Consider the following 6738-nt stretch of genomic DNA (forward strand, 5'->3'; position numbering starts at 1 on the left):
ACCTTGCCGTCGGCGTCAAGGCAACCCCGGCCGGGAGGCGTACGCGTACGACGGGAGGGTCAGGCCGTCTTGCGGGCCGCCTTCTTCGCGGCGGCCTTCTTGGCGGCGGGCTTCTTCTCGCCCTCGGCGGCCTTCTTCGGAGCGGCCTTCTTGGCGGCGGCCTTCTTCGGCGCGGCCTTCTTCGGCGCGGCCTTCTTCTCGGCGGTCTTCTCGGCGGTCTTCTTGGCCGGCGCCTTCGCCGCCTTCTTCTCGGCGGCCTTCTTCTGCGCCGAGCGGGCGGCCGAGATCGGAGTCGGCTCCCCGCCGCCGCCGGCCGGCGCCTCGCCCCGGGCGGACCGGGCCCGCTCGACGGACGCCTTCAGCGCCGCCATCAGGTCCACCGCCGCGGCCGGGGCCTCCTCGACCTCCTCCGGCTGGACCACCTCGCGACCCTCCACCTTGGCGTCGATGACCTCCTGCAAGGCCGCCCGGTAGTCGTCGGTGAAGGCGTCCGGCTCGAACTCGCCGGCCATCGAGTCGATCAGCGAGCTGGCCATCGCCAGCTCCGGCGGGCGGACCTTCAGGTCCTCGTCGAGGAAGCCGAAGTCGGGCTTCCGGATCTCGTCCGGCCAGAGCATGGTGTTGAGCAGCAGCACGCCCTCGCGGACCCGCAGCGTGGCGAGCTGCTCCCGCTGGCGCAGCGCCACCTTGACGATCGCCACCCGCTCCGAGTCGGCGAGCGCGTCGCGCAGCAGCACGTACGGCTTGGTGGCGGTGCCCTCCGGCTCCAGGAAGTACGCCTTGTTGTAGAGGATCGGGTCGACCTGCTCGGCGGGGACGAACTCCAGCACGTCGATCGCGCGCGAGCTGGACAGCGGCAGCTCGGCGAAGTCCTCGTCGGTGAGGATCACCATCTCGCCGCCGCCAATGTCGTAGCCCTTGGCGATGTCGTCGTAGGTGACCTCCTCGCCGCAGACCTGGCAGGTGCGCTTGTAGCGGATGCGCCCGCCGTCCTCCCGGTGCACCTGGTGGAACCGGATGTCCTTCTCCTCGGTGGCCGAGTAGAGCTTGACCCCGATGGAGACGAGCCCGAACGAGACGGCTCCCTTCCAGATGGCCCGCATCCCCGTGCTCCTCTCGCCGGTACAGCCCAGGATCGCAAATCATCGAAGGCCACGCGAGCGCTTCGGTGCGCAAGTACAGTCGGGACGTGCCCGGCGCGCCGCTCAAGCCGATGCTCGCGATGACCGGGCAGCTCCCGGCGGGTGCCGGCTGGGCGTACGAGTTCAAGTGGGACGGCGTCCGCGCGCTCGCCGACATCTCCGGCGGCCGGCAGCACCTGTACGCCCGCAGCGGCGTGGAGATCACCGCCGCGTACCCCGAGCTGGCCACCCTGCCCGAGCAGGCGGGCGACGCGCTGCTCGACGGCGAGGTGGTGCTGCTCGGCGAGTCCGGCCAGCCCTCGTTCACGGCCCTGGCGGAGCGGATGCACGTCCGCGACCGGAACAAGGCCGCCCGGCTGGCGGCGGTCGCCCCGGTGACGTACATGATCTTCGACCTGCTCCGGCTCGACGGCGAGGACCTGACCGGCCGGTCGTACGCCCGCCGGCGGGAGGCCCTGGACGGCCTGGCGCTCGGCGGCGCCCGGTGGGCGGTGTCGCCGCTCTTCGGCGACGGCCCGGCCACCTACGAGGCGGCCGGCGAGCACGGCCTGGAGGGGGTGATGGCCAAGCGGGTCGACTCGGTCTACCGGCCGGGCGTGCGCTCGCCGGACTGGGTGAAGGTCAAGCTGGAGGTCACCGGCGACTTCGTGGTCGGCGGCTGGCGGCCCGGGGCGCGCCGGATCGGCGGCCTGCTGGTCGGGGTGCCGCGCCCGGACGGGCGGCTCACCTACCGGGGGCGCGTCGGCGGCGGCATCGGCGCGGCCATCGAGCGGGAGCTGCTCCGCGAGCTGGAGCCGCTGCGCGCCGGCGCGTCGCCGTTCGCCGGGGACGTGCCGCGCGAGGATGCCCGGGGCGCGATCTGGGTAACACCCCTGGTCGTGGTGGAGGTGAAGTACGGCCAGCGCACCCCGGACGGGCGACTGCGGTTCCCCCGGGTGCTCCGGCTGCGGCCGGACAAACCCGCCGAGGAGGTCGACGATGCCGGCTGAGCGGTTCAAGGTGGACGTCGAGGGGCGCGCGCTGGAGCTGTCCAACCTGGACAAGGTGCTCTACCCCGAGGCCGGGTTCACCAAGGGCGAGGTGATCGACTACTACACCCGGATCGCCCCGGTGCTCCTGCCGCACCTGGCCGACCGGGCGCTCACCCGGATCCGCTTCCCCAACGGGGTCACCGGCGGCTCCTTCTTCGAGAAGAACGCCCCGGCCGCCACCCCCGGCTGGGTACGCACCGAGACGCTGCCCGCGCCCGGGTCCAGCAAGGGCCGGGACACCATCGACTACGTGGTCGCCGACGACCTGCCCACCCTGGTCTGGCTGGCCAACCTCGCCGCCCTGGAGCTGCACACGCCGCAGTGGAAGGTCGGCGAGCACCCCGACATGATGGTCGTCGACCTCGATCCCGGACCGCCGGCGGCGTTGCGCCAGTGCTGCCAGGTGGCGCTGCTGCTGCGCGACCGGCTCGCCGACGACGGGATCTCCTCGTATCCCAAGACATCGGGGAAGAAGGGCATGCAGCTCTGCTGCCCGATCGCCGGCAGCCAGTCCTCCGACCTCGTCTCCGACTACGCCAAGCGGATCGCGCAGGAGCTGGAGCGGGCGCATCCGAAGCTGGTCGTGTCGAAGATGGCGAAGAACCTGCGGCCGGGCAAGGTCTTCATCGACTGGAGCCAGAACAACGCCGCCAAGACGACCGTGTCGCCGTACTCGCTGCGGGCGCAGTCCGTGCCGTCGGTCTCCACCCCGCTGACCTGGGACGAGGTCGAGGCGGGGGCGGCGGGGAAGCGGCCGGCGACGAAGCCGTACACGGCGGGGGAGGTGCTGAAGCGGGTGGAGAAGCAGGGCGACCTGCTGGCCCCGCTCCTCGACGGCGGCCCCGAACTGCCGGCCGCGTGACCGGCCCGGCCGGCAGGGAAAGGCCGGTCGGGCAGTCGGGTCAGGCGGCCGGCCAGGTGGTGTACGAGATCCGCGCGTTCAGGTTGGCCGGCACGCCCAGCCAGGTGTAGCAGTTGACCGAGACCAGGGTGTCGGCCCCGGACGGAGACCAGCCGGCCAGTACGCAGTAGCCGCGCGGCGGACGCTGGAGGCTGGTCACGAACGAGTTCACGAAGGCGGTGCCGTAGCCGGTCCCGGTGCCGGCGAAGCGCGCCTGGTAGCGGCCGGTGCCGAGCACCGTGCCCGTCGCGCCGCCGAAGCCGGGGATCGTCGAGTTGTAGCTCTCGCCGCCGATCCAGCTGCCGCTGACGTTCTCGCCGTAGAACACGCCACTGGCGAAGCGCGGCCCGAACGCCCGGCCCAGCAGGTCCACCCGGGAGCCGTAGGTGACCACGAAGCGGGCGTCCACGGGGTTGCCGGCGGCGTTCGCGCAGTGCACCACCCACACGTCCGGCGGATCGAGCTGGCAGTGCACGGCGGTGCCGCCCAGCGCGGTCACGTGCGCCATCGGGAAGGTCGCCCCGCCCTCGCTGGGCGGGTTCGGGTTCATCAGGAAGCGGTACCGGCCCTTGTCGAGGCGCTCGTAGGAGACCGTCCCGCCGGTCGAGTCGTACCGGTACGCGGCGGGCAGCGTGCGTACGCCGGTCGGCTGCGCCTGGTCGGTGACGAACCATGCCAGCCGACCCTGGCCGACCTGCCGGACGTTGGTGAAGGTGGCCACGAAGCGGCTGTCCGCCGGGCTGCCGGTCGCGGCGAAGCAGCGCACCTGGATCAGCATGTCGGGTGGGCCGAGCAGGGCGCGATACCAGCTGGCCACCGTGCAGAACACCGGCCCGCCGCCGTACGCCACCGCGTGCGCCACCCCGCCGCTGGTGGCCGCCCCCTCCAGCACCACCGTGTACGCCCCCGTACCGGTGCGTCGCACGACGACGTCGCCGTCGCCGGTGTGGGCGCTGTAGCCCCCGATGATGCGGTACTCGGCAGCGGTGGGGGAGTGCGCCCACACCGTGGCCGTCACCGTGGGATCGGGCAGCGGGTCCGCCGTGGCGGGCGCCGGCCCGGCCAGCGTCGCCCCGCCGATCAGCACCGCCAGCGCCACGACGCCGCGCAGCATCCCGCCTCGCCGGACCCGGGGTACGAGTTCGTCTGTCTGCATCTCGCAGCCTTTCTGGGCGTCGGCGGACCGTCCGCGCCACGAGTGTGGCAACACCGGTCAATGTCCGTCCCCGGTGCGGCGGTCACGCGTCGTGGCCGCAGCGTTCGGGTCGGGCGCGTCGGTGTCCCGTCGGCCGATCCCGGGTTCAGTAGGCTGACCGCAGCCTGCGGAGGAGTGCGACATGAACACGACCGATGCCCTCGTCCGGGAGCCGCTGGCCGGGGGGCGGGCCGCGGAGGTGGACCGGCCGCTGCTCACCTACCTCGACGACGCGACCGGTGAGCGGGTCGACCTGACCGCCACGGAACTGGGCGGCTGGGCGGCGCGGGCCGCCGGGCTGCTGCGCGAGGGCTGCGGGCTGGGCGTCGGCGATCGCGCGGCGGTGCTGCTCCCGGCCCACTGGCAGACCGCCGCCGTGCTGCTGGGCGCCTGGTCGACCGGGGTGGCGGTGTCGTTCCAGCCCCGGGCGACGGCCGGGCTGCCACAGCTCGGGCCGGGTGCCGACGAGCCGTACGACGCGCTCTTCGTCAGCGCCGAGCGGCTCGACGACTGGCTGGAGGACGTGCCCGAGGCGCGGCACCGCTACGTGCTCTCCCTCGGCGCCAACCCGCCGAGGGAGGTGCCCCTGGGCTACCTGGAGTGGCTGGCCGAGGTGGAACGGCACGCCGGAGCGCTGCCCGCGTCCGCCCCGCTGACCAGCGCCGACGCGGCCAGCCCCGACGGCACGAGCTACCGCGAGTGGGGCAGCGTCGCGCTGGCCGTCGCGGAGCGGCTCGACCTGCGGGCGGGCGACCGGCTGCTGGTCGACGTCGCCGAGCACGAGCAGCCCGTGTACTGGCTGCTGGCGCCGCTGGCCGTCGGCGCGTCGGTGGTGCTCTGCGCCAACCTGGATCCGGCCCGGCTCGACGCCCGGATCGCCGCCGAGCAGATCACCCGGGTGCTGTAGCTGGCCGGGATCTACACCGAGGCGAGCATGTCGCTGGACGGCTACATCGCCGGCCCGGGCGCGCCGTTCACCTTCGTCACCGAGGGCGTGGAGGCCGCCGTCGCGCGGGCCCGCGAGCTGGCCGGCGAGCGCTGGGTAGCGGTGAACGGCGGCAGCATCGCCCGCCAGTGCCTGGCGGCCGGGCTGCTCGACGAGATCCGGGTTGATCCGACGGTCGTCGAGGGCGACCGGGTCACCCACCTCTACTACCGGGTCCGCCGACGGTAGCCGTCCGAAAGGACGAAACGGGCCTCGCCGGTACGCCCCGAGGAGGCGCGGCGCGGCCCGCGGAACGCCCCGCGGGCCTTCGATCAGCGCTCCCCGGCCCCCTGGCGTTACAGGGAAAACGAGCTCTTTCCGCAGGTCTGTCGCATGCGCGATCGACGTGGTCTCATACCGGGGAGACGACGTCATCGACCTGGTCATGACAACCCCGCGTCGAATTCGCACCGCCTCCATCCTCCTGAAAGGTGCACCGATGCACAGGAGACCCATCTTCCGACTCGCGGTTCTCACCGCCACCGCCGCGACGCTCCTGGCGTCCGGTGGCGCCTACGGCGCGGTGTCGGCGGCGCCCGTGCCCGTCTCCCCGGGCGCGGCCGAGTGCGAGCCGGACGCCCACGGGCACGGCGCGGCCCGGCTCGCCGAGGGCGCCACGGCCAAGGAGCCGGAGCTCTACGCCAAGAACGAGGCGAAGGCCTACGGCGTCATCAAGGACGCCCCGCGCCTGGCCAACGGCAGCATCACCGTGCCGACGGTCTTCCACATGATCTCCGACCACCCCCTCAGCGCGGCCGAGACGACCAGGTGGAACACCCTGATCGCGGCGCAGATGAAGGTGCTCAACGACTCGTTCGCGGGCCGCACCGCCGCCGACGCCTCCGACACGCCGTTCCGGTTCGACCTCGTCGACACGACGTGGACGGTGAACAGCAACTGGTACACCGTCGTGCCGGGCAAGAACGAGCGCGACATGAAGAAGGCGCTGTACACCGGTGACTCCGAGACCCTCAACGTGTACGCGGCCAACATCGGCGGCGGCCTGCTCGGCTGGGCGTACTTCCCGAAGGGCTACAACAACGGCCGCGACTACATCGACGGCGTGGTGATGCTCGACGAGTCGATGCCGGGCGGCACGGCCGGCAAGTACGCCCTCGGCGACACGCTGACGCACGAGGTCGGGCACTGGCTGATGCTGGAGCACACCTTCGCGCACGGCTGCTCCGCCTCCGGCGACTTCGTCGCGGACACCCCGCGGGAGGCGACGCCGCAGTTCAACTGCCCGGTGGGCGCGGACACCTGCACCGCACCCGGGCTGGACCCGATCCACAACTTCATGGACTACACGCAGGACTCCTGCATGAACATGTTCACGCCGGGTCAGGCGGACCGGATGAGCGACGCCTGGGTCGCCTTCCGGGCCGGCGGCGCCGGCTGACGCAGTGCGCGGGTGGCGGGGGGGGGGGGCCCCGCCCCCCCCCCCCCCCCCCCCCCCCCCGGTAACAAAGAAATTTAAAAAAAAA

Annotated in this window: 7 protein-coding genes; 5 read left to right on the forward strand and 2 right to left on the reverse strand. The window is 72.8% G+C overall.

Translation table 11 applies throughout. From position 1 onward, the window contains the following. Positions 1 to 59: 59 nt before the first annotated feature. Positions 60 to 1103, reverse strand: coding sequence for a Ku protein (locus tag ACPXCB_RS16105; RefSeq protein ID WP_425876161.1), 1044 nt, complete (start codon positions 1101 to 1103; stop codon positions 60 to 62). An 86-nt stretch (positions 1104 to 1189) separates the two neighbouring features. On the opposite strand from ACPXCB_RS16105, the gene ligD (ACPXCB_RS16110) reads away from it, so the two are divergent. Together ligD (ACPXCB_RS16110) and ligD (ACPXCB_RS16115) are read left to right on the forward strand one after the other, a co-directional pair. After that, positions 1190 to 2131, forward strand: a complete 942-nt coding sequence (gene ligD, locus ACPXCB_RS16110) for a non-homologous end-joining DNA ligase (RefSeq protein ID WP_425876197.1) — start codon at positions 1190 to 1192, stop codon at positions 2129 to 2131. Beyond that, positions 2121 to 3035 (forward strand): non-homologous end-joining DNA ligase, encoded by a 915-nt coding sequence (gene ligD, locus ACPXCB_RS16115; RefSeq protein ID WP_425876163.1) that lies wholly within the window; start codon positions 2121 to 2123, stop codon positions 3033 to 3035. Before ligD (ACPXCB_RS16110) ends, ligD (ACPXCB_RS16115) begins: the two co-directional genes overlap by 11 nt. Before the next feature lie 40 nt (positions 3036 to 3075). Here the strand turns inward: ligD (ACPXCB_RS16115) and ACPXCB_RS16120 are convergent, their stop codons facing one another. Then, complete coding sequence (locus ACPXCB_RS16120) at positions 3076 to 4230, reverse strand: hypothetical protein (protein ID WP_425876165.1); 1155 nt, start codon at positions 4228 to 4230, stop codon at positions 3076 to 3078. 181 nt (positions 4231 to 4411) lie between these two features. Between ACPXCB_RS16120 and ACPXCB_RS16125 the strand changes: the two genes are divergently transcribed. The 3 genes from ACPXCB_RS16125 to ACPXCB_RS16135 all read left to right on the forward strand — a co-directional run bounded on the left by ACPXCB_RS16125 (position 4412) and on the right by ACPXCB_RS16135 (position 6653). Next, positions 4412 to 5176 carry a TIGR03089 family protein gene (locus ACPXCB_RS16125; protein ID WP_425876167.1) on the forward strand — a complete coding sequence of 255 codons (765 nt, stop codon included), beginning with the start codon at positions 4412 to 4414 and terminating at the stop codon, positions 5174 to 5176. Between the two features lie 27 nt (positions 5177 to 5203). Beyond that, complete coding sequence (locus tag ACPXCB_RS16130) at positions 5204 to 5443, forward strand: hypothetical protein (RefSeq protein ID WP_425876169.1); 240 nt, start codon at positions 5204 to 5206, stop codon at positions 5441 to 5443. 250 nt (positions 5444 to 5693) lie between these two features. After that, the gene (locus tag ACPXCB_RS16135) at positions 5694 to 6653 is read left to right on the forward strand and encodes a zinc metalloprotease (protein WP_425876171.1); all 960 of its coding nucleotides are present in this window, start codon (positions 5694 to 5696) and stop codon (positions 6651 to 6653) included. Positions 6654 to 6738: the final 85 nt, after the last annotated feature.

It is taken from the genome of Micromonospora sp. DT62 (assembly GCF_049847285.1).
In the GTDB taxonomy this organism is placed as follows: Bacteria; Actinomycetota; Actinomycetes; order Mycobacteriales; family Micromonosporaceae; genus Micromonospora; species Micromonospora reichwaldensis.